Raw genomic sequence first — 26,210 nt, forward strand, 5'->3', positions numbered from 1 at the left:
TCAAACGCTACAACCTCCTCATCGCGCGCCGACGAGCCCAGGTCGAAACCACCTTCGCTACTCTCAAACGCCGCATGCGGCTGACCTGCATCCGCTACGTCGGTCTGATCAAGGCGACCGGACAAGTCCTGCTCGCCTCGATCGCCTTCAACATGAGGCGGTGGGCCACGATCGCCGCGTGAGCCGCCCTCCGAGGGCGACAACTACAGATATTGGCAGGCAATTGCCGCGACCAAGGCCTTCTCTCGTGACGTCTTCAGCCTCAAAAGCCAATAACGCAACAGGCCCACAAGGGGAGAAGGTGCAGCAGCGTTTGCCGCGCGAGCTAGCTCAACCAGAACCTCGGCGTTGCCGGCTCCAGCCGGCCGCCGACGCGCACCGGCGCGATGCGCAGTGCGAGGCCCGTCGCATCGTCGGTCTCGATCGCCACGCCGCTGAGGGTCGCAACGCCTGCCGCCGGTTCGAACCGGCCCGACGGAATCCCCGACGTGAACCGCCGCAGCGGTTCTTCCTTCTGCATGCCGATGATGGAATCGTAGTCGCCGGTCATGCCGGCATCCGTCATGTAGGCGGTGCCGCCGGTGAGGATCTGGTGATCGGCGGTCGGCACATGGGTGTGGGTGCCGACGACGAGGCTGGCGCGGCCGTCGCAGAAGAAGCCGATGCCCTGCTTCTCGCTGGTCGCCTCGCAATGGAAATCGACGACGATCGCATCGGCGGCGACACCGAGGGGGCAGGCGCCGAGCTCGCGCTCCAGCGCCGCAAAGGGATCGTCGAACGGGGTCATGAAGACGCGGCCCAAGGCGTTGACGACCAGCGCATGCTTGCCGTTCTTGGTCTCGACCAAAGCGGCGCCGCGGCCGGGCGTGCCGCGCGGATAGTTCGCGGGCCGCACCAGGCGATCGGCGCGCTCGATGAACACCAGGGCCTCGCGCTGGTCCCAGGAGTGATTGCCGAGCGTCACCGCGTCGGCGCCGGCATCGAGAAACTCCTGATAGATCGCTTCTGTGATGCCGAAGCCGCCGGCGGAATTTTCGCCGTTGACGACGACGAAATCGAGCGACCAGTCCTTGACCATGCCGGGCAGATATTCGGCGATGGCGTTGCGGCCGCTACGACCGACGACATCACCCACGAAGAGAATGCGCAACTTCAGAACTCCGGAAATCGAACACGTCCGATTCCGTTAGCACATAATCCAGCGCGACGTCGTGGGATAGTGCCGGAACCGCCTCGATCTCCTGCGCGGCAAACGCAAGACCGATACCGACGATTTGCTTGGTCTTGCGCAAGTGCGCGAAGGTGAAATCGTAATGCCCCGCACCGTAGCCGATGCGGTGGCCGAGGCGGTCGAAGGCCGCGAGCGGCGTCAGCATGATGTCGGGAATGACTTCGGCGGCGGCCGGCGACGGCTCGGGAATGCCGAGCGGGCCGAGCATCAGCCGGTCGCTCGGATGAAAGATACGGAAGACCAGCGACTGGCCGCGCGCGGTGACGCAAGGCAGCGCCAGCCTTGCGCCCTCCTCGGCGAGCTTCCTCAAGAGCGGCATCGGATCGATCTCGCTGCGGATCGGCGAATAACCGGAGACGATGCTGCCGGGCAGCAGCTTGAACGGCAGCCCGCGCTTGGCGAGCTTGGTGGCCGCGGCAGTGCGCTTCTTCTCGCTCAGCGCGTCGCGTTTGGCGAGGGCCTTGGCACGGAGTTCGGCTTTCGAATTCGACATGCGCTTTGGTCCCCCACGTCATCACCCGCGAAGGCGGGTGATCCAGTATTCCAGAGGCGGTGGTGATTCACACAAAGGCCGCGGCGTACTGGATGCGCCGCCTGCGCGGGGCATGACACCTGTTGAACAGGCCGCAGTCGTCTCAACAAGCACAAACCAAGCAAACAAAAGTGCGAAGCCGCGGACGCCGTTGAAGCACTCGATCCCGGAGTTCCCTACGAAAGTAGGTGGGCACCATATGTCCGAGCCCACGGGCCCGGCCAGGGACAGTTCCCTAAAGGATCGATAAGGCCCCGGGGATATATGGCTCCGGACGCGCGTCGCAGCCTCGCCTGCGCAATGTAACAACGATACTGACGAATCACCAGAGCGATCCCACGTGGCCGCCGGGATACGGCGATAATGCTCGGCCTGCATGGTTCGAGACGCCCGCTTGGGGCGGGCTCCTCACCATGAGGGTCTACCCTTTTCACCGCAAAACAAGACCTCATCCTGAGGAGCCCGCAAAAAGCGGGTGTCTCGAAGGATGGCAGGAAGAGCCAACGGTCAGCCGATCGCGATCCCGTTGCCGACGGTCCGGTTCAGGACCTGGGTCGATTTCTCGATGCGTTCGGCGGCGGCGTTCAACGCATTCACCACCGCGTTCTGCGTCATCCTGGCGCGCTCGACGGCGGCATTGCGGAAATCCCGCAGCTCGGTCAATTCCTGCTCCATGGCGCGGACGCGGTTGCCGGCGTCGACCAATTCGTCGCAGACGGTCAGCGCCGCCATCACCGTGAGCCTGGCATCACCGATCTCGCCGAATTTTCCGCGCAGCGACTGAATCCGCGTCTCCAGGCTTTCGGCGAGCTTGAGCAGCCGCACCTCCTGGCCCTCCTCGCAGGCCATGCGGTATTGCCGGCCATTGATGGTGACGTTGATGTGGCTCATCCATCCTCTCCGGTATCGAGCACCGAGCGTATCGTGACGATTGCGGAATCCAGCCGGTCGGAGATCTCGCGATTGGTGCGCTCCAGCTTGCGCGCCTTCACCAGCGCACCATCGAGCTCATCCGCAAGCCGCGAGCGGTCCGCGCCGAGTGCCTGGATTCGCGCAGCGAGTTCGTTCTCGTCGCGATCGGCATCGCGCCGCCGCTCGACCGCGCTTTCGAGCGCGTCGAGCGCCGCCATGAGCCTGCGGGTCGCGATCTCGATCTCGACAGCAGAGGACTCGGTCATGGCGGAACTGTTGGAAACGCGATCGTTCATGCGGTCAGCGGCGGACCTTGGTGGCCTTTGCATCGGGGCTTGCCGCCCGGCAAAAGACTCGGTTCGGCAAGCGGTTAGAAGCAGAAATTTACGTGGCAAGCTAGCAAATCGCAACGTCGCCGCGAAACTATGCACCGATAGATCGGCCCTCGGCATGCCGGCGGGCTGGTTCCGGATCTGCATGATCCGCGGCTACGGCTTTTCCGGATCATGCCGTAAGCAACTTTTGCGGCCAAACCGGCGTTTGATTGCCTTGGACTCCCGGAACCGAGATGCTATCCAGCCCCCAACCTCCCGTGACCGCCAGGCTCGATCCAGCGCGGCGCACAGGGCCATCAAGCACCTCATTCCAGACGGATTTTCATCATGATGCAGCTCGATGCCACCCGTATGGCCCAGACGCAGGTCGACCACACCCGCATGGCCAACGCGATCCGCGGCCTTTCGATGGACGCTGTCGAGAAGGCGAAATCGGGTCATCCCGGCCTGCCGATGGGCGCCGCCGACATCGCCACGGTGCTGTTCACGCAATTCCTGAAATTCGACGCCGCCGCGCCCGCCTGGCCGGACCGCGACCGCTTCGTGCTCTCGGCCGGCCACGGCTCGATGCTGCTCTATTCGCTGCTGTATCTCACCGGCAATGCCGAGATGACGCTGGACCAGCTCAAGCAGTTCCGCCAGCTCGGCGGGCTGACGCCTGGCCACCCTGAGAACTTCCACACCAAGGGCATCGAGACCACCACCGGCCCGCTCGGCCAGGGCATCTCGACCGCGGTCGGCATGGCGCTCGCCGAGAAGATGCTCGCCGCCGAGTTCGGCAAGAAGATCGTCGACCACCACACCTTCGTGCTCGCCTCCGACGGCGACCTGATGGAAGGCGTGTCGCAGGAAGCGATCGCGATGGCCGGGCACTGGAAGCTCAACAAGCTGATCGTGCTCTACGACGACAACGGCATCTCGATCGACGGCCCGACCTCGCTCGCCGATTCCGTCGACCAGGTGAAGCGCTTCAAGTCCGCGGGCTGGGCCGCCGAGAAGATCGACGGCCACGATCAGGCCGCGATCGCCGACGCCATCACCCGCGCGAAGAAGTCGAACAAGCCGACGCTGATCGCCTGCCGCACCACCATCGGCTTCGGCGCGCCGCACAAGGCCGGCACGTCGAAGGTGCATGGCGAAGCGCTCGGCGCCGAGGAGCTCAAGGCCGCCAAGGAAAATCTCGGCATCTCGCTCGAGCCGTTCTCGGTGCCCGACGACGTGCTGAAGGCCTGGCGCGCGGCCGGCAGCCGCGGCGCTGTGGCCCGCCAGGAATGGGAAGGACGGCTCGGTGAGCTCGGCAGCCGCAAGCGCGCCGAGTTCGAGCGCCGCCTGCGCCATGAGCGTCCGGCCTCGCTCGCAAAGGCGGTGCGCGCGTACAAGAAGGAGCTGCTGGAAAAGCCGCTGGTTGCGGCCACCCGCAAATCCTCGGAAGCCGTGATCGAGGTCATTGCCGGCGCCATGCCGATGGAGTTCCTCGCAGGCTCGGCCGACCTCACCGGCTCCAACAACAACAAGGCGAAGTCGGCGACCGCCTTCTCCGCCAAGACGCCGAAGGGCCGCTTCATCCATTACGGCATCCGCGAGCACGGCATGGCCGCCGCGATGAACGGCATCTTCCTGCATGGCGGCTTCGCGCCGAACGGCGCAACCTTCCTGGTGTTCACCGACTATGCGCGTCCGGCGATGCGCCTTGCCGCGCTGATGGGCACCGGTGTCGTCTATGTGATGACGCACGACTCCATCGGCCTTGGCGAGGACGGCCCGACCCATCAGCCGGTCGAGCATCTCGCCGCGCTTCGCGCCATTCCCAACATGCGCGTGTTCCGTCCCTGCGACTCCATCGAGGTCGCCGAGTGCTGGGAGCTCGCACTCAACCGCATCGACGGCCCGACCGTGCTGGCGCTGACGCGGCAGAACCTGCCGCAGCTCCGCACCACCGTGCCGAACGACAATCCTTGCGCGGCCGGCGCCTACGAGCTGGTTCCGGCGCAGGGCGAAGCCAAGGCGACGCTGTTCGCTTCCGGCTCCGAGGTCGAGATCGCGGTCGCCGCCCAGAAGCAGCTCGCCGAGCGCGGCATCGCGTCACGGGTGGTCTCGGTGCCCTCGCTCGAGCTGTTGTTAGCGCAACCAGAGGCGAAGCGCGCCGAGATCATCGGCAACGCGCCGGTGAAGGTCGCGATCGAGGCCGCCGTGCGCTGGGGCTGGGATGCCGTGATCGGCCAAGATGGCGAATTTGTCGGCATGCATTCCTTCGGCGCGAGCGCGCCGGCGAAGGACCTTTACAAGCATTTCGGCATTACCGCCGAGGCTGCGGTTAACGCCGTGCTGAAGCGCGTTTCCTGAGAGTTGAGCTTGCCAAAAAAAAGGACTACGTAACGTCCCATATGATCAAGCACCGCCCGGCCGAACCGGGCGTCCGCCCTAAAAAACCCTCGCTGACGCGTTAGCCGCGCGTCCGGCGGGATGACAACGGTCATTGAAGGAGACGAAAGATGGCAGTCCGCGTTGGAATCAACGGTTTTGGTCGTATCGGCCGCAACATCCTGCGGGCGATTGCCGAGTCAGGCCGCAAGGACATCGAGGTGGTCGGCATCAACGACCTCGGCCCGGTCGAGACCAATGCCCATCTGCTCCGTTTCGACAGCGTCCATGGCCGCTTCCCCGGCACCGTCACCGTCGACGGCGATTCGATCAACCTCGGAGGCGGCAAGATCAAGGTGACCGCCGAGCGCGATCCCTCGAAGCTGCCCTGGAAGGATCTCGGCGTCGACATCGCGCTGGAATGCACCGGCATCTTCACCTCGAAGGACAAGGCCTCCGCGCATCTGACCGCCGGCGCCAAGCGCGTGCTGGTCTCCGCGCCCGCCGACGGCGCCGACGCCACCATCGTCTACGGCGTCAACCACGACACGCTGACCAAGGATCACCTGGTCGTCTCCAACGGTTCCTGCACGACGAACTGCCTCGCGCCCGTCGCCAAGGTCCTGAACGAACTCGTCGGCATCGAGACCGGCTTCATGACCACGATCCACGCCTATACCGGCGACCAGCCCACGCTCGACACCATGCACAAGGATCTTTATCGCGGCCGCGCGGCGGCGATGTCGATGATCCCGACCTCGACCGGTGCCGCCAAGGCGATCGGTCTGGTGCTGCCGGAACTGAAGGGCAAGCTCGACGGCGTTGCGATCCGCGTGCCGACCCCGAACGTCTCGGTCGTCGACCTCAAGATCATCGCCAAGCGCGCCACCGACGTGAAGGAAATCAACGCGGCGATGAAGCGCGCCTCCGAGCAGCAGCTCAAGGGCATCCTCGGCTACACCAATGCGCCGAACGTCTCGATCGACTTCAACCACGATCCGCACTCCTCGACCTTCCACGAGGACCAGACCAAGGTGCAGAACGGCACGCTGGTGCGCGTGATGTCCTGGTACGACAACGAGTGGGGCTTCTCGAACCGCATGGCCGACACCGCGGTCGCGATCGCGAAGGTGATCTAAGGGGAGCGTTATGCTTCCTGCCTGGATCGGAATTCCTGGCGTCATTCTGCTGTTCGCATTGATCGCGTATGGCATGCGCCAGGGAAGCAAAGTGACGACCAGGCAGGAAGGCAATCCACCCGAGCGCGATGCGCAGTAGCGTCGCCAGCGAACGAGTGATCAGGACATGGCCAAATTCCGCACCCTCGACGACGTCGATGTGAAGGGCAAGCGCGTGCTGCTGCGCGTCGACCTCAACGTGCCCATGGAGAACGGGCGCGTCACCGACGCAACCCGGCTCGAGCGCGTCGCGCCGACCATCACCGAGCTCGCCGACAAGGGCGGCAAGGTGATCCTGCTCGCGCATTTCGGCCGGCCGAAGGGACGCGACGCCAAGGAGTCGCTCAAGCCCGTCACCGAGGCGCTGTCGAAGGTCCTGAACAAGCCCGTCGCGTTTGCCGACGACTGCATCGGCGAGCCTGCGGCCACGGCCGTGGCGGCACTCGAGGATGGCGACATCCTCTGTCTGGAAAACACCCGCTTCCACAAGGAAGAGGAAAAGAACGATCCCGCCTTCGTCGCGGAACTGGCCAAGCTCGGCGACATCTGGGTCAACGACGCGTTCTCGGCCGCGCACCGCGCCCACGCCTCGACCGAGGGCCTCGGCCACAAGCTGCCGGCCTATGCCGGCCGCACCATGCAGGCAGAGCTCGTCGCGCTGGAGAAGGCGCTGGGCTCGCCGACCAAGCCGGTCATCGCGATCATCGGCGGCGCCAAGGTCTCGACCAAGATCGACCTGCTCGAAAACCTCGTCAGCAAGGTCGACGCGCTGGTGATCGGCGGCGGCATGGCCAACACCTTCCTGCACGCCCAGGGCGTCGGCATCGGCAAGTCGCTGGCCGAGAAGGATCTCGCGCCGACCGCGCTGCGCATCATGGAAAAGGCGGAAGCCGCCAACTGCGCCATCATCCTGCCGGTCGACGCCACGGTCGCCTATCATTTCGCGGCCAACGCGCCGTCCCACGCCTACGGCCTCGATGCGATCCCGGCCGACGGCATGATTCTCGACGTCGGCCCGCAATCGGTCGCCCGCGTCCACGCCGCGATCGACGACGCGGCGACGCTGGTCTGGAACGGGCCGCTCGGCGCCTTCGAGATGCAGCCGTTCGACCGCGGCACGGTCGCGGCCGCCAAGCATGCCGCCGAGCGCACCAGGGCGAAAAAGTTGATCTCGATCGCGGGCGGCGGCGACACGGTCGCGGCCCTCAACCAGGCCCATGTGGCCGGTGACTTCACCTATGTCTCGACCGCCGGTGGCGCATTTCTTGAATGGATGGAAGGCAAGCCACTGCCCGGCGTCGAGGTCCTGCGCGTCAAGTAGTCAGTCGACAAGTAGCTAGCGGGGCCCTGAAGGCCCAAACCGGAGAAAAAGACACATGGCTCGGATCACGTTACGTCAATTGCTCGACCATGCGGCTGAGAACGATTACGGCGTACCGGCCTTCAACATCAACAACATGGAGCAGGCGCTGGCGATCATGGACGCCGCCAACCAGGTCGATGCGCCCGTCATCATCCAGGCTTCGCGCGGTGCGCGCTCCTACGCCAACGACGTCATGCTCAAGCACATGATGGACGCGGTGACCGAGATCTATCCGCACATCCCGGTCTGCGTGCATCTCGACCATGGCAACGAGCCCGCGACCTGCATGACCGCGATCCAGGCCGGCTTTACCTCGGTGATGATGGACGGCTCGCTCAAGGCCGACGGCAAGACCCCCGGCGACTGGGGCTACAATGTCGGCGTCACCAAGACCGTGACCGACATGGCCCATCTCGGCGGCATCTCCGTCGAGGGCGAGCTCGGCGTGCTCGGCTCGCTCGAGACCGGCATGGGCGACAAGGAAGACGGCCACGGCGCCGAAGGCAAGCTGAGCCACGACCAGCTCCTGACCAATCCGGACGAGGCCGTGAAGTTCGTCCAGGAGACCAGGGTCGACGCACTCGCGATCGCGATGGGGACTTCTCACGGTGCTTACAAATTTACCCGCAAGCCGGACGGCGACATCCTCGCCATGAACGTGATCGAGGAGATCCACCGCAAGCTGCCGAACACGCATCTCGTCATGCACGGTTCGTCCTCGGTGCCGCAGGACCTTCAGGACATCATCAACACCTATGGCGGCAAGATGAAGCCGACCTGGGGCGTGCCGGTCGCCGAGATCCAGCGCGGCATCAAGAACGGCGTGCGCAAGATCAACATCGACACCGACAACCGCATGGCGATGACCGGCCAGATCCGGAAGGTGCTCAAGGACAATCCGGAAGAGTTCGACCCGCGCAAGTACCTGAAACCGGCGATGGAAGCGATGACCAAGCTGTGCAAGCAGCGGCTCCAGGAGTTCAACACCGCAGGGCGGGCCTCCAAGATCAAGAAGGTCCTGACCACCGCCGAGATGGCCAAGCGCTACGCCAAGGGCGAGCTCAACCCCCGCGTTGCGTAACGATCGCGCGGTGGCGTGATCCAGTACACGCCCTCTCCGTCATTCCGGGGCGCCGCAACGCGGCGAGCCCGGAATCCATAACCACAGCCTGGGGTTATGGATTCCGGGCCTGCGCCTTCCGGCGCATCCCGGAATGACGACCTTTCTAGTGGCACGACATTCCCTCCCGCCCCTTTACCCTGCGACGAACGTTAACTCGGCAATTGCCCGAGAACGGTCTATTTTCACGGGCAAGGGCAGAATCGTTTTGGGAGGACCTCTCGATGAATCTGACTGAGCTCAACAGGATCGCGACCGCCATGGTCGCGCCCGGCAAGGGCATTCTTGCCGCCGACGAATCCTCCGGCACCATCAAGAAGCGCTTCGACGCGATCGGCGTGGAATCGACGGAATCAAACCGCCGCGACTACCGCGAGATGCTGTTCCGATCCAGGGAAGCCATGAGCCAGTACATCTCCGGCGTGATCCTCTATGACGAGACGATCTGGCAGGATGCGAAGGACGGCACGCCGCTGGTGAAGCTGATCGAACAAAGCGGCGCCATCCCCGGCATCAAGGTCGACGAAGGCACGCAAGCCCTGCCGATGTGCCCGGGTGAAACAGTCACCGTCGGGCTCGACAAGCTCGCCGAACGCCTGAAGAAATATTACGAGCGCGGCGCGCGCTTTGCCAAATGGCGCGCGGTGATCGACATCGGCAGCGGCACTGACGGCCGGGGCATCCCCTCGATGACCGCGATCGGCGTCAACGCCCACGCGCTGGCGCGCTATGCCGCGCTGTGCCAGGCCGCGCAGATCGTGCCGATCGTCGAGCCGGAGGTCCTGATGGACGGCGACCACGACATCGACCGCTGCTATGAAGTAACCCAGCGCGTGCTCAACAAGACCTTCCAGGAATTGCGCGTGCAGCGCGTCGCGCTCGAAGGCATGGTGCTGAAACCGAACATGGCGATCTCAGGCAAGAAGTGCGCGAAGCAAGCCTCCGTCGAGGACGTCGCGGAGAAGACGATACGGCTGCTCAAGGCCTGCGTGCCGGCCGCCGTGCCCGGCATCGCCTTCCTCTCCGGCGGCCAGTCGGACGAAGAGGCAACCGCACATCTCAACGCCATGCACAAGCTCGGTCCGCTGCCCTGGGGCCTGACCTTCTCCTACGGCCGCGCGCTGCAGGCCGCGCCGCAGAAGGCCTGGTCGGGCAAGGCCGAGAACGTCGCCGCCGGCCAGCGCGCCTTCAGCCATCGTGCACGAATGAACGGCCTCGCCTCCAAGGGCGAATGGCAAAGCAGCCTGGAAAAGAAAGCGGCCTAGATCTTGTCGAACAAATCGCCTCCGCCGCGCCCGGCGCCGCGCCTTTATCTCGCGACGCCTGTCGTCGATGACCCGGCTTCGCTCGTCGCCGAACTGCCGGGCCTGCTCGCCGCCGCCGACGTCGCGGCCGTGCTGGTGCGGCTGAAGGAGACCGACCAGCGCACCATGATCTCGTGGATCAAGGCACTCGCGCCGCCGGTCCAGAAGGCGGGCGCTGCACTACTGATCGACGGCCATGCCGAACTGGTCGCGCGCGGTGGCGCCGACGGCGCGCACCTGCCCGGCATCGCCGCGCTGAAAGAGGCCCTGCCATCGCTCAAGCCCGATCGCATCGCCGGCGTCGGCGGGCTGACGACGCGGCACCATTCCATGGATGCGGGCGAGGTGGGCGCGGACTATTTGCTGTTCGGCGAGCCCGACGCGAAGGGCCAGCGGCCGTCGTCCCAGGCGATTGCCGAGCGGCTGGACTGGTGGGCCGAGCTGTTCGAGCCGCCCTGCGTCGGCTTTGCGACCTCGCTGGAAGAGGCCTACGACTTCGCCGCCAGCGGCGCCGATTTCGTGCTGGTCGGCGAGTTCATCTGGGCCGATCCGCGCGGGGCCAAGGCCGCGCTGATCGAGGCCGACGCTGCGATCAAGAAGGCCCATGCGACTGCGCCCGCAAGCCAAAATCCCGCGGGCGACGGCTAGCGCCCGACATGAAGCTCCCGCGCATCACCATCCTGGCGACGCTGCTGCTCACAGTGCCCGCGGCCGCGCAACTCCAGATCACACCGCCGGCCACAACGCCTAGCCCGCCCGCCGAAAAGCAGAAAGCCAAGCCACCCGCGCCCGCCAAGAAGAAGGAGGCCGCGCCGGCGCCGAAGCCGTCCGCCTCCCCCAAGCCGGCGCTGCCCGCGACCGTGATCCCGGCGCCTCCAACCGACAATTCCAACGTCGACCTGGTGTACGGCGCCTATCAGCGCGGCCAGTACAAGACCGCGTTCGAGCTCGCCACCGCCCGCGCACAAGCCGGCGATCCCAAGGCGATGACCATGCTCGGCGAGCTCTACTCCAACGCCATGGGCATCCGCCGCGACTACGCCAAGGCGCTGGAATGGTACAAGCGCGCTGCGGACGCCGGCGACCGCGAGGCGATGTTTGCACTCGCCATGCTGCGCATCTCCGGCCGCGGCGGCCCCGTCGACAAGGGCGAGGCGGTGAAGCTGATGGCCTCCGCCGCCAAGCTCGGCGAGCCCAAGGCGGCCTATAACCTCGCTTTGCTCTATCTCGACGGCCAGACCCTGCCGCAGGACGTCAAGCGTTCCGCCGAGCTGCTGCGCCAGGCGGCCGATGCCGGCCTTCCCGAGGCGCAATACGCGCTGGCGACCTTCTACAAGGAAGGCACCGGCGTGCCGAAGGACCCCGAAAGGGCGGTGCGGTTGCTCCAGGCGGCCTCGCTGACCGACAATGTCGATGCCGAGGTCGAATATGCCATCGCGCTGTTCAACGGCACTGGCACGCCGAAGAACCAACCGGCTGCTGTCGCGTTGCTCCGCAAGGCGTCCCGCCAGGGCAGCGCGATCGCGCAGAACCGCCTGGCCTGGGTGCTGATCAACGGCATGGGCACGTCCGTGGACAAGGTCGAGGGGTTCAAATGGCACCTGGTGGCGAAGACCGCCGGCAAGGGCGATCCGGAGCTCGACAAGCAATTGTCCGATCTGCCGGCCGAGGACCGGGCCAAGGCGGAGGCCGCCGCCAGGAAATGGCTCGGGACCAAATGACTTGACGCAATGACTTGACGTTAGCCCCCTCACAGGGCACCCAATCCCCCAAACAGGCGCGTTTTAGCGCCATTTCCCCCGATCAAGACCGGAAGCTCATGCTGTATTCCGCAACTATCAACGTCATGGTCAAGGCCGCGCGCCGCGCCGGCCGCAGCCTCAAGCGCGATCTCGGCGAGATCGAGCATCTCCAGGTCTCGCTGAAGGGGCCGGCCAATTTCGTCTCGCTCGCCGACAAGCGCGCCGAGGAGATCCTCTACCAGGACCTCGCCAAGGCCCGGCCCGGCTACGGCTTCATCGGCGAAGAGGGCGGCACCCGCGAGGGCACCGACAAGAGCCACACATGGATCGTCGATCCCCTCGACGGCACCACCAACTTCCTGCACGGCATCCCGCAATTCGCCATTTCGATCGGCCTCGTACGCGAGGGCACGGTGATCGCCGGCGTGATCTACAACCCAGCCAATGACGAGCTCTACATCGCCGAGCGCGGCAAGGGTGCCTTCCTGAACGACCAGCGCCTGCGCGTGGCCGGCCGCCGCCAGCTCAACGAATGCGTGGTGGCCTGCGGCCTGCCCCATATCGGCCGCGGCGACCACGAGGAATTCCGCCGCGAGATGACCGCGATCCAGGACCGCGTCGCGGGCCTGCGCCGCTTCGGCGCCGCCTCCCTCGACCTCGCCTTCGTCGCCGCCGGCCGCCTCGACGGCTACTGGGAGCGCGATCTCCAGTCCTGGGACATCGCCGCCGGCATGATCATGGTGCGCGAGGCAGGCGGAACGGTGACCGACATCCCGACCCCGGGCGATCCGCTGGTGACCGGGCACGTCGTGTGCGGCAATGAGTTCGTGCACGGGGAATTGGTGAAGGTGCTGAGGAAGTAGGCGTAGCGCGAAGGCCCCTCCACGTCGTCATTCCGGGGCGCGCCTCTTGGCGCGAGCCCGGAATCCATTCATCCGCAGCGATTGTCTCGCGATGGATTCCGGGTTCGCGCTGACGCGCGCCCCGGAATGACGACGGAGGCTACGTCGGTCGCACCGGCGCCGGCGGCCCGTAGCCCTCGCCTTCCTCCGCCACCGTCTCCCGATCCCCGGCCAGCACGCGCTGCACCGAGACGAAGAACACCGGCACCATCAGCAGCGCCAGGATCACCACCGCGATCATGCCGCCCATCACGATGCTGCCGAGCGCTTGCTGGCTGGCGCCGCCGGCGCCGTGGGCGATGGCCATCGGCAGCACGCCGCAGATGAAGGCAAGGCCGGTCATCAGGATCGGGCGGAAGCGCAGGCGGCAGGCCTCGATGGTGGCGTCCACCAGCGGCTTGCCTTCCTTGCGCAGGTCCTTGGCGAACTCGATGATCAGGATCGCGTCCTTCGCGGCGAGGCCGATGATGGTGATCAGGCCGACGGTGAAATAGACGTCGTTGGGCAGGCCGCGCAGCATCGCCGCGATCACGGCGCCGACGATGCCGAGCGGCACGGTGAGCAGCACCGCGAGCGGAATGGTCCAGCTCTCGTAGAGCGCGGCGAGGCACAGGAACACCACGAACACCGACAGCGCGAGCAGGAACGGCGCCTGCGAGCCCGACAGCTTTTCCTGGAGCGACTGGCCCGTCCATTCATAGCCGAAGCCGCGCGGCAATTTGCCGGCGAGGCGCTCCATCTCGGCGATGGCATCGCCCGAGGTGAAGCCGGGCTTGGCTTCGCCGGAAATGCGCACCGCCGGATAATAGTTGAAGCCGGCGATCTGCGTCGGGCCGCGCGCCCATTCCACCGTGGTGAAGGACGAGAACGGCACGAGCTGGCCGCGGCTGTTCTTGACGTTGTAGTTGAGGATGTCCTCGGTGCGCATGCGGTCGCGGGCGTCGGCCTGCACCACGACGCGCTGCATGCGGCCGCGGTTGGGGAAGTCGTTGATGTAGTTCGAGCCGAGATTGGTCGAGATCGTGTTGTTGATGTCCTCGAAGGTGACGCCGAAGGCGCCGGCCTTCTCGCGGTCGATCACCAGATTGACCACGCCGGCCTCGGGCAGGCCTTCGACATAGACCTTCTGCAGCACGGCGCTGGCATTGGCCTCCGCGATCAGCTGGTCGGCGGCGCGCATCAGGGCCGGATAGCCCTTCTGGCCGCGATCCTGGAGACGGAACGAGAACCCCGAGGAGTTGCCGAGATTGTCGATCGGCGGCGGCTGCAGCGCGGAGATCTTCGCGTCGCGGATCGACGACGACAGATCCCGGTTGATGTCGGCGACGATCGCTGCGGCCGAATCCTTCGGCCCGCGCTCGGACCAGTCCTTCAAGGTGATGAAGGCCTGCGCGGTGTTCATGCCCTGACCGGAGAAGCTGAAGCCGGTGAGGAAGGTGACGTTGTCGACGCCCGGCCGCTGCGCCAGATATTTTTCCACCTTCTCGATCACGGCTTCGGTGCGGGGGTAGGACGAGTCCGACGGCGTCTGCACGTCGGTGGTGACGAAGCCCTGGTCGTCAACGGGCAGGAAGCCGCCGGGCAGGTTGACGAAGGCCCAGGACAGGCCGACCAGCAACGCGACATAGACCAGCATGAGGCGGCCGGTGCGCTTCAGCGAGAAGCCGACGGTGCGGGAATAGCCCTCCCTGCCGCCTTCGAGCATGCGGTTGAACCAGCCGAACACGCCCTTCTTCGCATGGCCGTGGCCGGCCGCGACGGGCTTGAGCAGGGTCGCGCACAGCGCCGGCGTCAGCGACAGCGCGAGGAAGGCGGAGAAGCCGATCGCGGCCACCATGGTCACCGAGAACTGGCGATAGATGATGCCGACCGAGCCCGGGAAGAACGCCATCGGCACGAACACCGCCATCAGCACCAGCGTGATGCCGATGATGGCGCCTGATATCTGCGACATCGCCTTGCGTGTCGCCTCCTTCGGCGGCAGGCCTTCCTCGCTCATGATGCGCTCGACGTTCTCGACCACGACGATGGCGTCGTCGACGAGGATGCCGACCGCGAGCACCATGCCGAACATCGAGAGCATGTTGATGGAATAGCCGGCGAGCAGCAGCGTGGTGCAGGCGCCCAGAAGCGCCACCGGCACCACGATGGTCGGAATGATGGTGTAGCGGATGTTCTGGAGGAACAGGAACATCACCACGAACACCAGCACCACCGCTTCGACCAGCGTCGACAGCACCTTCTTGATCGAGGCCTCGACCACGGGCGTGATGTTGTAGGGGATCTCGTAGGAGATGTTGGCCGGGAAGAAGCGCGACAGTTCCTTCATCTTCGCTTCGACCGCGCTCGCGGTCGCCAGCGCATTGCCGGTCGGCGACATCAGCACGGAGAGGCCCGCGGTCGGCTTGCCGTCGAGGCGGGTGTTGAACTGGTAGCTGAGGCCGCCGACCTCGATGCGCGCGACGTCGCGCAGGCGCACGGTCGAACCGTCGGCATTGGCGCGCAGGATGATGGCGCCGAATTCGTCGGGCGAGGAGAGCTGGCCCTTGACCAGCACCAGCGCGGAGGTGCGCTGGGTCGACGTCGACGGCTCGGCCCCGATGCTGCCCGAGGCGACCTGCGCATTCTGCGCTGATATCGCCTTGTTGACGTCGTCGGCGGTCAGTCCATAGCCGACGAGCTTGGCCGGATCGACCCAGACGCGCAAGCTGCGCTCGGTCGAATAGAGCGTGGCGCGTCCGACGCCGGGAATGCGGCGGATCTCTCCGAGCACGTTGCGGATCATGAAGTCGCCGAGGCCGACCTCGTCGAGGCTGCCGTCGGTCGAGTTCAGCGTGATGATCTGGAGCACCGCGCTCGAGGCTTCCTCGATCAGAATGCCCTGCTGGATCACCGCGCGCGGCAGGCGCGCCTCGACGCGCTTGATGCGGTTCTGCACCTCGACGGACGCCGCGCTGGTATCGGTGCCCGGCACGAAATTGGCGATGATCTCGACCTGGCCGAGCGAGTCGCTGGTCGATTCGAAATTGAGGATGCCGGCGGCGCCGTTGAGCTCCTCCTCGATCAGGCGCGTGACGCTGTTGTAGAGGTTTTCCGGAGAGGCGCCGGGATAGCTGGTCGAGATCGAGATCGAGGGCGGCGCGATGATCGGATATTGCGCGATCGGCAGCAGCGGCACCGAGATCGCGCCGATCAGGCAGATGAAAAGCGCGACCACCCAGGCGAAGATCGGCCTGTCGATGAAGAAACTCGCCATTTGGCGCTTACCCTCGTTGTTTCATTAATCCTCATGGTGAGGAGCGCGGAACGCGCGTCTCGAACCATGAAGGCCCGGCTTTCTCCCGCGGCCATCCTTCGAGACGCCCGCTTCGGCGGGCTCCTTAGGATGAGGACGACACTTGCGGCGCGAGCGTTATCGCGTGAGCTTCTGGGCGTGCCGATTGTCCGCGGTCGCGTCCGCCTCCGACCAGGATTGCGGCTTGACCTTGTCGCCGGCCGCGAACTTCTGGAAGCCTTCGACCACGACCTTGTCGCCGGCCTTGAGGCCGTCGGTGACGAACCAGATGCCGTCCTGCACCGAGCCGGTGCGCACCGGCTGCACCGCAACGTGATTGTCGTCCTTGACGACGAACACCTCGCTGCCGCCGCCACCGTTACGCTGGATCGCCTGCTGCGGTACCGCGATCGCGTCGGAATCGAGGCCCTGGTCGATGCGGACGCGGACATACATGCCCGGGAGGAGCTCGCGCTTGGGATTGCGGAACTCGCCGCGCAAGGTCACCTGGCCGGTGTGGGCATCGACCTTGGCATCGGAGAACAGCAGCTTGCCGTCGAGCGAATAGAGCGTGTTGTCGTCGAGCACGAGGCGCACCTTGGCGGCATCGGCGGCGATGCGCTCGAGGTCGCCGCTCTCGAAGGCGCGGCGGAGCTGGTTGAGCTCGTTCACCGACTGGGTGAAATCGGCATAGATCGGATCGAGCTGCTGGATGGTGGCGAGATTGGTCTCGTTCTGCACCGCGAGCGCGCCTTCGCTGACGAGCGCAGCACCGACCACGCCGTCGATCGGCGCGCGCACGGTGGCATAGTCGAGATTGAGCTTGGCGCGCGCGAGGTCGGCCTTGCGGCCTTCGACCTCGGCATGGGCCTGGCGTTCGGTCGCGATCGCCTTCTCGTTCTCGGCCTCCGGCGCAGCGCGATCCTTGGTGAGGGTGGCGACGCGGTGCGCCTGCTGCCTCGCCTGCATCAACGCAGCCTCGGCCTTGGCCAGCGCCGCCTCGTTGGCCATCACCTCGACCTCGAACGGACGCGCGTCGATGCGATAGAGCGCATCGCCGGCCTTCACCTCGCTGCCCTGGCGGAACAGGCGTTCGACCACGATGCCGGAGACGCGCGGCCGCACGTCGGAAACGCGCGTCGGCGCGATGCGGCCAGGAAGTTCGCGCACCACGGCACGCGGCTGCGGTTTGACGACGACGATGCTGACGTCAGGGTCGGCCGGCGGCGCGGAGGACGCCGCGGAGCTGGATTCGTCGCAAGCCCCCAGCAGCGGCGCAAAGGCCGCGAGCATCATTGCAACGCATGCCGATCGCGCACGAAGTCCTGACATGAAGTGGGGTGCCCCGATGTTGTTGAAACTGATCACGCTCCGCGCGGGCCCATTCTGGGCCATTCCACGCGGCTGACGCACTCAAAATAGAGTGGACGTGCTGCGATGCAACGCATGGTGCAGGCGGCCCAATGTCACACGACCTATCGTGCTGAGTTCAGGGCGCTTTCCGGGTCTCACCGGATTGTGAGTCGAGTTCCATCGCGGCGTGCTGCGACAGAAGATCGCAATCAGGGTGCGCGCTCTCTACGCTGGACTCATTCAGGCATTCTCTCTTGCAATCACGCCGAGGCAAAAGTCGATGAAGCTGCGCACTTTCGCGGGCTGATGCTGGCGTGATGGAAACAGCGCATAGAGCGGGAACATCTCGCCGGACCATTCGGGAAACAGGTCGATCAACGACCCGCTTTCCATGAGGTGACTGCTACCGAGTTGGAGAATCTGCGCGATGCCCGCGCCGGCTTCGCAAGCCGAAAGCATGGCGCCGACATCCGAGACCAGAACGCGGGCGGATACCTTCACAGGAAGTATCTCTTTTCCCTTGTGGAACTCCCAATCGAAAGGTCGCTGGTTTGCCGCGTCATAGAAACCGATGCAATCGTGGTCCGACACCTCGGACGGATGTCGTGGCCGGCCGTGCTGGGCAAGATAAGCGGGCGCCGCAACCGTGAGAACACGGGTTTCCACGAGCTTGCGCGCAACCAATGAACCGTTCGGAGGGTCTCCGAACCTCAGCGCCAAATCGAAGCCGCCAGCCCCGAGATCTCCGACCGCGTCACGCATCAGAAGCTCCAGTGACACTTCGGGATGCTGCTCCAGAAATTCCCTGATGTGGGATGACAAGACGATCCGCGAGAAGAACGGATCGACGTTCACCCGAAGCCGCCCGCGCACGATGCCGGCAGAGCCCGATGCCTCGATCGCCGCTTCTTCGATGCCGGCAAGGTGCGGTCCGACGCGCTCGTAAAAGCGCCGCCCCTCGTCTGTCAACGAGAGTGAGCGCGTCGTGCGTTCGAGCAGCCTGACCCCGACGCGCGCTTCCAGGCGCGATATGGCGCGGCTTACCGCAGAGGCGGTGAGGCCCAGCGCATCGGCCGCGCGCGCGATGGTGCCGGCCTCGATCACGGCCGAGAGGACAGTAACACCCGACAGCAACCGTCCATCGAAGGGCATCGCAATTCCTGATTTGTATGAACGTCTATTCTGACATAACGGAAATTGGATCAGCAATCATGATCTGTCATCAGTGTCGCCATCGAAGACGCGGAGGCGAACATGACGAAACGGCTTTACTTTCCGAGCACTGAATCTTGCGCGCGCTGGATGCTGCTAGGCGCGTCCATGGCGTCTCTGCTTTCGATCGCAACTTCTGCCGGAGCGCAAACGAACACCCTTCACACCGGCACAAAAAAGGAAGCGATCATGACGATGAAGCAAGACCTTGCGATGCGCTCGAAGGAGATTCATTGGCCGGAGGGCTTCAATCCCGCGACTGCCGATCTGTTTTCGCACAACGAGCTTCTCATCAATGCGTCATGCGAGAAGATCTGGGGCCACATCGTGGACGCCAGGAAGTGGCCGCAATGGTATCCGAACTCTGGCGGCGTCGAACTTCCCGAGGGCACGAAAGTACTGGGCGACGGTACGACGTGGCGCTGGAGCACGTTTGGCCTGTCGATCGAGAGCAAGGTACAAGAGTATGTGCCGCATACGCGCCTCGGCTGGTACGGTTACGCGCCGGGAACGCGGCCGAGCTTCTATCATACCTGGTATCTGGCCCCTCAAGGCACGAGCTGCCTGGTCATAACGGATGAAGTTGGCGTGGGCAAAGATGCCGCCCACCTGCGAGAGACCGATGAGAGCCTGCTGCATCGTGGCCACGATCTATGGCTGGCGACATTGAAATGGGTCTCTGAGAGCAATTGACCGGTCACCGGGGACCGTGCGCGGCATTCATGCGTGCGCGCCCTACCCCGCCGCCTTCATCCGGTAGTGGCTGACGCCCCATTCCGTTCCGTCGGCGTAGCCGAACAAGCCCGATGTCGCGAGGAAGAACCAGCGCCAGCGCCGCATCCACAAGGCGGTCTCGTCGCCATGGACCTTGCGCAGGGCCGCCTCGATCGCATCGCGATGGGCATCGAAATTGACGAGCCAGTCATTGGCGGTGCGCTGATAATGCGTGCCGCTCCAGCACCATTCCTTCTCGACCGTGAAGATGTCGTCGAACTGCCTGACGAGGTGATGGCTCGCCATCACCCCGCCGGTGAAGACGTGCTGCGCGATCCAGTCCTCGCGATTGGCCCGGTCGAACAGGTGGGAGCCGGAGCGATGGGTGACGATGTGCATGAACAGGCGCCCCTCGGGCGCGAGCCATGACCGCACGCGCGTCATCAGCTTGCGCCAGTTCATCACGTGCTCGAACATCTCGACCGAGACGATGCGATCGAACTGGCCCTCGGGCGCGAACACGTTCATGTCGGCGGTGACGACGCGCAGGTTCAAGAGCCCGCGCAGCCGCGCCTCCTCCTCGACATAGGCCCGCTGCGCCTGCGAGTGCGACACCGCCGTTACCTTGGCATGCGGAAACTGCCGCGCCATCCAGAGCGACAGCGAGCCCCAGCCGCAGCCGAGCTCGAGGATGGTCTGCCCGTCGGCGAGACCTGCATGCGCAACGGTCTGGCGCAGCGCCTCCTCCTCCGCCTCCTGCAAGGTGGTCGCCTCGGTCGTGTAGAAGCAGGACGAGTATTTGCGGTTGGGGCCGAGCGCCTGCGCGAGGAAGCACGCGGGCGCCTCGTCATTCCCGGCATTGGCGGCATCGATGTCCTCGGCGATCGGCCGCAGCATCATGCGCCCGGCGAAGGCGGCCTCGTCGTCCGCGCCCAGGGCGGAGATGCGGGTCGCCGTCCGCGAGCACAGGCGCTGGATCGCGGCGCGAATCACCACATCAGGCAGCGGCACGCGTTCGGCCGTCCCGATGATCGCGGAAACGACGCTCATGCGGCCACTCCCCTGGTCATGTCTGGTTCGGGACGCGAAAGAAGGAGCGGGCAGGTTCGGGCGTCGCCGCCTGGCCGGATGCAGGCGAACGCCATCAGGACCGCGAGCAAGGGCGCGATGACGTCCAGTCCCCCGAGATCCGTCACCATGCAAAAAATCCGACCTAAACCTGCGGAATGCCGAAGTTTTGCAAAATAAGTCCTTATCAAAGCGCGGCTTCGGCTTTGGGTTCCGGAAGCTCTCCCCGAAATCGGCGCATCCGGCGCTTTTTTTGGGCCGGCGCTGTGCCATAGTGCGCACCGCAATCACGTTCGTAACGGATGACACCGGCCATGCCGTCTGGCGCCTCGCCCCGCTCCCCCATGGACATCGAGTATACCAAGCTATCCTCGCCCAGCGTGTTCCTGGTGCGGATGCTGGTCTTCCTGGTGCTGTGCACGCTGGTCGGCGTGGTGCTCTACAAGCAGATCATCCAGGCTTTCTTCGCCAATCCGGGACTCAACGCCCTGATCGGGGCGGTGCTGTTCATCGGCATCGTGCTGGCCTTCCGCCAGGTCATCCGGCTCTATCCCGAGGTCTCCTGGGTCAACAATTTCCGCATCGCCGATCCCGGCCTCGCCCCTGCCCGGCACCCAAAACTACTGGCACCGATGGCGATGATCCTGGGCGGCGAGCGCACCGGGCGGATGTCGATCACCCAGACCACGATGCGGCACCTGCTCGATTCGATCGCGACCCGCCTGGACGAGGCCCGGGACATCTCCCGCTACATGACCGGCCTGCTCGTCTTCCTCGGCCTGCTCGGCACCTTCTGGGGCCTGATCGAGACGGTCGGCTCGGTCGGCAAGGTGATCGACGGGCTCAAGGTCGGCGGCGATTCCGGCGCCCTGTTCGACACGCTGAAGGAGGGCCTCGCCGCCCCGCTCGGCGGCATGGGCATCTCGTTCTCCAGCTCGCTGTTCGGCCTCGCGGGCTCGCTGATCCTCGGCTTCCTCGACCTGCAATCGAGCCAGGCCCAGAACCGCTTCTACACCGACCTCGAAGACTGGCTCGCGACCACCGTGCGCGAATACGGCCGGGGCGATGTGACCGTGGCCGCCGGCGGCGGCGTCGCCAGCGGCGAGCTTCAGGCCGCCGTCGAGCGGCTGCGCTCCGTGCTCGAGGAGGGCAGCTCCAGCCGCGGCACCACGGCGGCGATGGCGAGCCTTGCCGAGGCCATCCAGGCGCTGGTCTCGCACATGCGCACCGAGCAGCAGATGATCCGCGAATGGGCCGACGGCCAGGGCGAGCAGAACCGCGAGATCCGGCGCCTGCTGGAGCGGCTCGCGCGCCAGCCCGAGAAGGGCTAGCGACATGGCTCTAGCGCGCGGCCGCCGCAGCGACGGCGCCTTCAACTACTGGCCCGGCTTCGTCGACGCGCTGTCGACGCTGGTGCTGTCGATCGTGTTCCTGCTGTCGGTGTTCCTGGTCGTGCAGTTCTTCCTGTCGCAGGAAGTGACCGGCAAGGACAAGGCGCTGGAGCAGCTCAACGCCAAGATCGCGCAGCTCAACGAGCTCTTGTCGCTGGAGAAGCTCGGCAAGCTCACGCTCGACGACCAGGTCTCGCAATTGAAGGCCGGCCTCGCCTCGGCGGAGTCCGAGCGCGACCGCATCAAGGGCCTCTATGACGGCTTGGCTGCCGCCGGCAACGACGCGCAGGGCAAGTCCACCGAGCTTGGCAAGGCGCTGGATTCGGAGAAGGCGGTGTCGGCGCGGGCGCTGGCGCAGATCGAGGTGCTGAACCAGCAGATCAGCGCGCTGCGGCGGCAGCTCGCGGCGCTGGAAGAAGCGCTCGACGCCAGCGAGAAGCGCGACAAGGAATCGCAGAACCGGATCGCCGATCTGGGGTCTCGCTTGAATGTCGCGCTGGCGCAGCGCGTGCAGGAATTGTCGCGCTACCGCTCGGAATTCTTCGGCCGCCTGCGCGCCATCCTCGGCAACCGCCCCGACATCCGCGTCGTCGGCGACCGCTTCGTGTTCCAATCCGAAGTCTTCTTTGACACCGGCCAAGCAACCTTGCTGCCAGAGGGGCGCGCCGAGCTCGACACCGTGGCGAACGCGCTGATCGAGCTCGACAAGAAGATCCCGGCCGAGATCGCCTGGGTGCTGCGCGTCGACGGCCATACCGACGTCCGCCCGGTGAGCGGCGCGAACTTCAAGTCGAACTGGGACCTGTCCGCGGCGCGCGCGATCTCGGTGGTGCAGTACCTGATCTCGCTCGGCGTGCCGGCCCAGCGCCTCGTCGCCGCCGGCTTCGGCGAATTCCAGCCGCTCGACACCGCCAACACGGAGGACGCCTACAAGCGCAACCGCCGCATCGAGCTGAAGCTGACGGAGCGGTAGGGTGTCGGATACACCACAGCTCGTCATTGCCGGGCTTGACCCGGCAATCCATCAAGGAAGATTCTTTCGACGTGGATGGATGGCCGGGTCGAGCCCGGCCATGACGAGTGTCCACCGATGATCCACCTCCGCCCCTACCGCCCCGAGGACGAGGCCGCCGCCATCGACCTCTGGCATCGCACCTGGCAGCAGGCCTATCCGCAGATCGACTTCGCCGCGCGGCTGGACTGGTGGCGCGAGCGCTGGCGCAAGGATCTGGTGCCGAAGGCCTCGATCGTCGTCACCGAGCAGGATGGCGCGCTGACCGGCTTCGTCACCATCGACGGCGAAGGCTATCTCGACCAGCTCGTGGTCGATCCCGCGCATTGGGGCTCGGATGCGGCCAGGCTGCTGGTGGACGAGGCCAAGCGCCTGTCGCCTTCAGGCGTCACGTTGCTCGTCAACAAGGACAACGCCCGCGCCATCCGCTTCTACGAGCGCAACGGCTTTGCCCATGCCGGCGACGATTTGAATCCGACCTCGGGACGGCCGGTGCTGAAGATGGTGTGGAGGCCGTAGTCGCTACGCGCCAGTCTCTCGCCAACGTCGTCCCGGCGAAGGCCGGGACCCATACCGCGTGATCTATCGATGCGCGCAGGTGGTCGTACCGCGGGAAGACTCATCACGACGAGCCTTCGCCAAACTTCTCCCTGTGGTTATGGGTCCCGCCCTTCGCCGGGACGACACCGAATTTGGGGCTGCCGGCGGGTCTCGCTCGTTACGCCCCCTCGAACTGCAGCCTCGCCAGCCGCGCATAAAGCCCGTTCGCAGCCACCAGCTCCGCATGCGTGCCCTGCTCGACGATCTTGCCGTGGTCCATCACCAGGATGCGGTCGCAGGACAAGACGGTTGCGAGGCGGTGCGCGATCACCAGCGTGGTGCGGTGGCGCATCAGCTCTTCGAGCGCGGTCTGCACCAGCGTCTCGCTTTCGGCATCGAGTGCGGAGGTGGCCTCGTCGAGCAGCAGCAGCGGCGCATCGCGCAGGATCGCGCGCGCGATCGCGATGCGCTGGCGCTGGCCGCCGGACAGCGTCACGCCGCGCTCGCCGAGCGGGCTATCAAAACCTTCGGGCAGGCGGCGGATGAACTCGGTGGCATGCGCGAGCTCGGCGGCGCGCTCGACCTCGGCATCGGTCGCATCGGGCCGGCCGAAGCGGATGTTCTCGCGGGCACTCGCGGCGAACACGTTCGATTCCTGCGGCACCAGCGCGATGCGGGAGCGGAAATCCCGCGGATCGGCCGACCTGACCGGCACGCCGTCGAGCGAGATCGCGCCGCTGCGCGGATCGTAGAAGCGCAGCAGCAGATGGAAGATCGTGCTCTTGCCGGCGCCGGACGGACCGACGATCGCGACCTTCTCGCCGGGGCGCACGGTGAACGACACGGCGTCGAGCACCTTGACGTCGAGCCGCGCCGGATAGGCGAAGCTGACCTGGTCGAACCCGACCTCGCCGCGCGCCGGCACCGGCAGCGCGCGCGGGGTCGCGGGCGCCTTGATGTCGGGCTGCACATGCAGGATCTCGAACAGGCGCTCGGCAGCGCCGGACGCCGCCGAGACCTCGCCCCAGACCTCGCTGAGCTGGCCGAGGCCGGCGGCCGCGAACGCGGCATAGAGCACGAACTGGCCGAGCCGGCCCGGCGAGATCGCGCCGGTGAGCACGTCATGCGAGCCGATCCAGAGGATCGCGACCACGCTCGCGAACACGATGAAGATGATGATGGCGGTGAGCACCGCGCGCGCCTGTGTCGAGGTGCGCGCGGCCTCATAGGCCTGCTCGACCTCGCCGCCGAACCGCTTCTCGGCAAACCGCTCGCTGGTATAGGCCTGCACGGTGCGGATCGCGCCGACGAGCTCGCCCGCATAGGCGGAGGCCTCGGCGAGCGTGTCCTGCGCATTGCGCGACAGACGCCGCACCCAGCGCCCGAAGGCGACCAGCGGCAGCACGATCAGGGGAATGGCCAGCAGCACGAAGCCCGACAGCTTCGGGCTGGTGATCACCATCATCGCCGCGGCGCCGAAGAACATCATCAGGTTACGCAGCGCGATCGACACCGAGGCGCCGACGGCGGATTTGATCTGGGTGGTGTCGGCGGTGAGCCGCGAGATCAATTCGCCGCTGCGCGCGGAATCGAAGAAGGCGGGCGAGAGCGACAGCAGATGAGCGAAGACGTCGCGCCTGAGGTCGGCGACGATGCGCTCGCCGATCGTCATCACGAGATAGTAGCGCGCCGCGCTCGCCAGCGCGAGCACGGCGACGACCGCGATCATCACCGAGAAGTAGCTGTTGATCAGCTCGATGCCCTCGGGCGTCAGGCCGAAATCGATCATCCGGCGCACCGCGACCGGTACGAGCAGCGTGGTCAGCGCGGCAATCGTGAGCGCGACGAAGGCCAGCCCGGCCCGGCCGCGATAGCGGGCCACATAGGGCGCGAGCGTCAGCAGCGGCCGCAGCTTGGCGCGGCCCTTGGCGGGCTGCTCGATCAGCTCGGCTTCGATGGACGGGGCCTCAGGCGGCGCGGCATCGCGCTCGTCGCGGTACTGGTCGTCAAGCCGTTCCACAGCGCTCATGAGATCGGACCCAGGGAGACAGATCTGATCCACATAGGCCGGTGCGGGGGGAGTGGCAAATCCGGGATGTCCCTTAGGGGACGGCCCGGTTCTCCTTTGCCCACAATGGCTTGTTTTGAAGGGTCCTGTGGGGTATAGAGCCGGCCAAATCCGTCATTCGATAGCCACTCAAGCAAGGCGCCGGTCGCCCCAGGGAATTGCCATGAAAGCCGAAATTCATCCGAATTATCATACGATTAAGGTCGTGATGACCGACGGAACCGAGTACCTGACCCGCTCCACCTGGGGCAAGGAAGGCGACACGCTGAACCTCGACATCGACCCGAAGTCGCACCCGGCCTGGACCGGCGGCAACGCCCAGATCATGGATCGCGGCGGCCGCGTCTCGCGCTTCCAGAAGAAGTTCTCGGGCTTCCTCAAGAAGGATTGATCCGGCCGTTTCGGCCGCGACGAAAAACGCCCCCGGGAAACCGGGGGCGTTTTTGTTTTTTTGGCTGTCATTCCGGGGCGCGCCTCTTGGCGCGGGCCCGGAATCCATACTCCCGATCGTGGTTATGGATTCCGGGCTCGCGACTTCGTCGCGCCCCGGAATGACCGCGTGACCTTATTGCTCGAACGCGGCCTTCAGATTCGCAGG

General features: G+C 65.7%; 24 protein-coding genes and 1 other RNA gene. 15 read left to right on the forward strand and 10 right to left on the reverse strand.

Going from position 1 to position 26,210, the window contains the following annotated elements:
- On the forward strand, positions 1–182 hold a 182-nt coding region (locus A3M7_RS0112000; RefSeq protein ID WP_027544172.1), incomplete at its 5' end, for a transposase.
- Between the two features lie 143 nt (positions 183–325).
- Here A3M7_RS0112000 and A3M7_RS0112005 read toward each other — a convergent pair.
- The 5 genes from A3M7_RS0112005 to A3M7_RS0112020 all read right to left on the reverse strand — a co-directional run bounded on the left by A3M7_RS0112005 (position 326) and on the right by A3M7_RS0112020 (position 2,971).
- Positions 326–1,150 carry a TIGR00282 family metallophosphoesterase gene (locus tag A3M7_RS0112005; protein ID WP_027544173.1) on the reverse strand — a complete coding sequence of 275 codons (825 nt, stop codon included), beginning with the start codon at positions 1,148–1,150 and terminating at the stop codon, positions 326–328.
- The gene (locus A3M7_RS0112010) at positions 1,128–1,724 is read right to left on the reverse strand and encodes a 5-formyltetrahydrofolate cyclo-ligase (protein ID WP_027544174.1); all 597 of its coding nucleotides are present in this window, start codon (positions 1,722–1,724) and stop codon (positions 1,128–1,130) included. Before A3M7_RS0112010 ends, A3M7_RS0112005 begins: the two co-directional genes overlap by 23 nt.
- Positions 1,725–1,895: 171 nt before the next feature.
- Positions 1,896–2,056: non-coding RNA, 6S RNA (gene ssrS / locus A3M7_RS45855), on the reverse strand.
- 214 nt (positions 2,057–2,270) lie between these two features.
- The gene (locus tag A3M7_RS0112015) at positions 2,271–2,654 is read right to left on the reverse strand and encodes a cell division protein ZapA (RefSeq protein ID WP_027544175.1); all 384 of its coding nucleotides are present in this window, start codon (positions 2,652–2,654) and stop codon (positions 2,271–2,273) included.
- Positions 2,651–2,971 carry a DUF4164 domain-containing protein gene (locus tag A3M7_RS0112020; RefSeq protein ID WP_020608063.1) on the reverse strand — a complete coding sequence of 107 codons (321 nt, stop codon included), beginning with the start codon at positions 2,969–2,971 and terminating at the stop codon, positions 2,651–2,653. Before A3M7_RS0112020 ends, A3M7_RS0112015 begins: the two co-directional genes overlap by 4 nt.
- A gap of 366 nt (positions 2,972–3,337) precedes the next feature.
- On the opposite strand from A3M7_RS0112020, the gene tkt reads away from it, so the two are divergent.
- The 9 genes from tkt (at position 3,338) to A3M7_RS0112065 (ending at position 12,941) form a co-directional block, all read left to right on the forward strand.
- Positions 3,338–5,353, forward strand: a complete 2,016-nt coding sequence (gene tkt / locus A3M7_RS0112025) for a transketolase (RefSeq protein ID WP_084302058.1) — start codon at positions 3,338–3,340, stop codon at positions 5,351–5,353.
- A 149-nt stretch (positions 5,354–5,502) separates the two neighbouring features.
- Positions 5,503–6,510, forward strand: a complete 1,008-nt coding sequence (gene gap, locus A3M7_RS0112030) for a type I glyceraldehyde-3-phosphate dehydrogenase (protein WP_027544177.1) — start codon at positions 5,503–5,505, stop codon at positions 6,508–6,510.
- 10 nt (positions 6,511–6,520) lie between these two features.
- Positions 6,521–6,649, forward strand: a complete 129-nt coding sequence (locus A3M7_RS51030) for a hypothetical protein (protein ID WP_256374866.1) — start codon at positions 6,521–6,523, stop codon at positions 6,647–6,649.
- A gap of 27 nt (positions 6,650–6,676) precedes the next feature.
- On the forward strand, positions 6,677–7,870 hold the full coding sequence (pgk, locus tag A3M7_RS0112040; protein WP_027544178.1) for a phosphoglycerate kinase: 1,194 nt from the start codon (positions 6,677–6,679) through the stop codon (positions 7,868–7,870).
- A 55-nt stretch (positions 7,871–7,925) separates the two neighbouring features.
- Positions 7,926–8,993 (forward strand): class II fructose-bisphosphate aldolase, encoded by a 1,068-nt coding sequence (gene fba, locus A3M7_RS0112045; protein WP_027544179.1) that lies wholly within the window; start codon positions 7,926–7,928, stop codon positions 8,991–8,993.
- Positions 8,994–9,256: 263 nt separating this feature from the next.
- Complete coding sequence (locus A3M7_RS0112050) at positions 9,257–10,297, forward strand: class I fructose-bisphosphate aldolase (protein WP_027544180.1); 1,041 nt, start codon at positions 9,257–9,259, stop codon at positions 10,295–10,297.
- Positions 10,298–10,300: 3 nt separating this feature from the next.
- Positions 10,301–10,984 carry a thiamine phosphate synthase gene (locus tag A3M7_RS0112055; protein ID WP_027544181.1) on the forward strand — a complete coding sequence of 228 codons (684 nt, stop codon included), beginning with the start codon at positions 10,301–10,303 and terminating at the stop codon, positions 10,982–10,984.
- An 8-nt stretch (positions 10,985–10,992) separates the two neighbouring features.
- Positions 10,993–12,057 (forward strand): tetratricopeptide repeat protein, encoded by a 1,065-nt coding sequence (locus tag A3M7_RS0112060; RefSeq protein ID WP_027544182.1) that lies wholly within the window; start codon positions 10,993–10,995, stop codon positions 12,055–12,057.
- A gap of 98 nt (positions 12,058–12,155) precedes the next feature.
- Positions 12,156–12,941 carry an inositol monophosphatase family protein gene (locus tag A3M7_RS0112065; protein WP_027544183.1) on the forward strand — a complete coding sequence of 262 codons (786 nt, stop codon included), beginning with the start codon at positions 12,156–12,158 and terminating at the stop codon, positions 12,939–12,941.
- A gap of 139 nt (positions 12,942–13,080) precedes the next feature.
- On the opposite strand, the gene A3M7_RS0112070 is transcribed toward A3M7_RS0112065, so the two are convergent.
- The 3 genes from A3M7_RS0112070 to A3M7_RS0112080 all read right to left on the reverse strand — a co-directional run bounded on the left by A3M7_RS0112070 (position 13,081) and on the right by A3M7_RS0112080 (position 18,759).
- Positions 13,081–16,236, reverse strand: a complete 3,156-nt coding sequence (locus tag A3M7_RS0112070; RefSeq protein WP_027544184.1) for a multidrug efflux RND transporter permease subunit — start codon at positions 16,234–16,236, stop codon at positions 13,081–13,083.
- Positions 16,237–16,392: 156 nt separating this feature from the next.
- Positions 16,393–17,586 (reverse strand): efflux RND transporter periplasmic adaptor subunit, encoded by a 1,194-nt coding sequence (locus A3M7_RS0112075; protein WP_084302095.1) that lies wholly within the window; start codon positions 17,584–17,586, stop codon positions 16,393–16,395.
- A 261-nt stretch (positions 17,587–17,847) separates the two neighbouring features.
- Positions 17,848–18,759, reverse strand: a complete 912-nt coding sequence (locus A3M7_RS0112080; RefSeq protein ID WP_027544186.1) for a LysR family transcriptional regulator — start codon at positions 18,757–18,759, stop codon at positions 17,848–17,850.
- 102 nt (positions 18,760–18,861) lie between these two features.
- Here A3M7_RS0112080 and A3M7_RS0112085 point away from each other — a divergent pair, with 102 nt between their 5' ends.
- Complete coding sequence (locus A3M7_RS0112085; RefSeq protein ID WP_084302060.1) at positions 18,862–19,512, forward strand: SRPBCC family protein; 651 nt, start codon at positions 18,862–18,864, stop codon at positions 19,510–19,512.
- A 42-nt stretch (positions 19,513–19,554) separates the two neighbouring features.
- Here A3M7_RS0112085 and A3M7_RS0112090 read toward each other — a convergent pair whose 3' ends face one another.
- Positions 19,555–20,583 carry a cyclopropane-fatty-acyl-phospholipid synthase family protein gene (locus A3M7_RS0112090; protein ID WP_027544188.1) on the reverse strand — a complete coding sequence of 343 codons (1,029 nt, stop codon included), beginning with the start codon at positions 20,581–20,583 and terminating at the stop codon, positions 19,555–19,557.
- A 332-nt stretch (positions 20,584–20,915) separates the two neighbouring features.
- Between A3M7_RS0112090 and A3M7_RS0112100 the strand changes: the two genes are divergently transcribed.
- From A3M7_RS0112100 to A3M7_RS0112110, 3 genes are all read left to right on the forward strand, one after another.
- A complete protein-coding gene (locus A3M7_RS0112100) occupies positions 20,916–21,932 on the forward strand; it encodes a hypothetical protein (RefSeq protein WP_027544189.1) in 1,017 nt (338 codons plus the stop codon).
- A 4-nt stretch (positions 21,933–21,936) separates the two neighbouring features.
- Positions 21,937–22,965, forward strand: coding sequence for a peptidoglycan -binding protein (locus A3M7_RS0112105; protein WP_027544190.1), 1,029 nt, complete (start codon positions 21,937–21,939; stop codon positions 22,963–22,965).
- A gap of 117 nt (positions 22,966–23,082) precedes the next feature.
- Complete coding sequence (locus A3M7_RS0112110) at positions 23,083–23,523, forward strand: GNAT family N-acetyltransferase (RefSeq protein ID WP_027544191.1); 441 nt, start codon at positions 23,083–23,085, stop codon at positions 23,521–23,523.
- 199 nt (positions 23,524–23,722) lie between these two features.
- Here A3M7_RS0112110 and A3M7_RS0112115 read toward each other — a convergent pair whose 3' ends face one another.
- Positions 23,723–25,573, reverse strand: a complete 1,851-nt coding sequence (locus tag A3M7_RS0112115) for an ABC transporter ATP-binding protein/permease (RefSeq protein WP_027544192.1) — start codon at positions 25,571–25,573, stop codon at positions 23,723–23,725.
- 202 nt (positions 25,574–25,775) lie between these two features.
- Between A3M7_RS0112115 and rpmE the strand changes: the two genes are divergently transcribed.
- Positions 25,776–26,003: a 50S ribosomal protein L31 gene (rpmE, locus tag A3M7_RS0112120; RefSeq protein WP_025034016.1), complete on the forward strand. Its 228-nt coding sequence runs from the start codon at positions 25,776–25,778 to the stop codon at positions 26,001–26,003.
- Positions 26,004–26,210 lie beyond the last annotated feature (207 nt).

The sequence above is a fragment of the Bradyrhizobium sp. WSM2254 genome (assembly GCF_000472645.1).
Lineage (GTDB): Bacteria > Pseudomonadota > Alphaproteobacteria > Rhizobiales > Xanthobacteraceae > Bradyrhizobium > Bradyrhizobium niftali.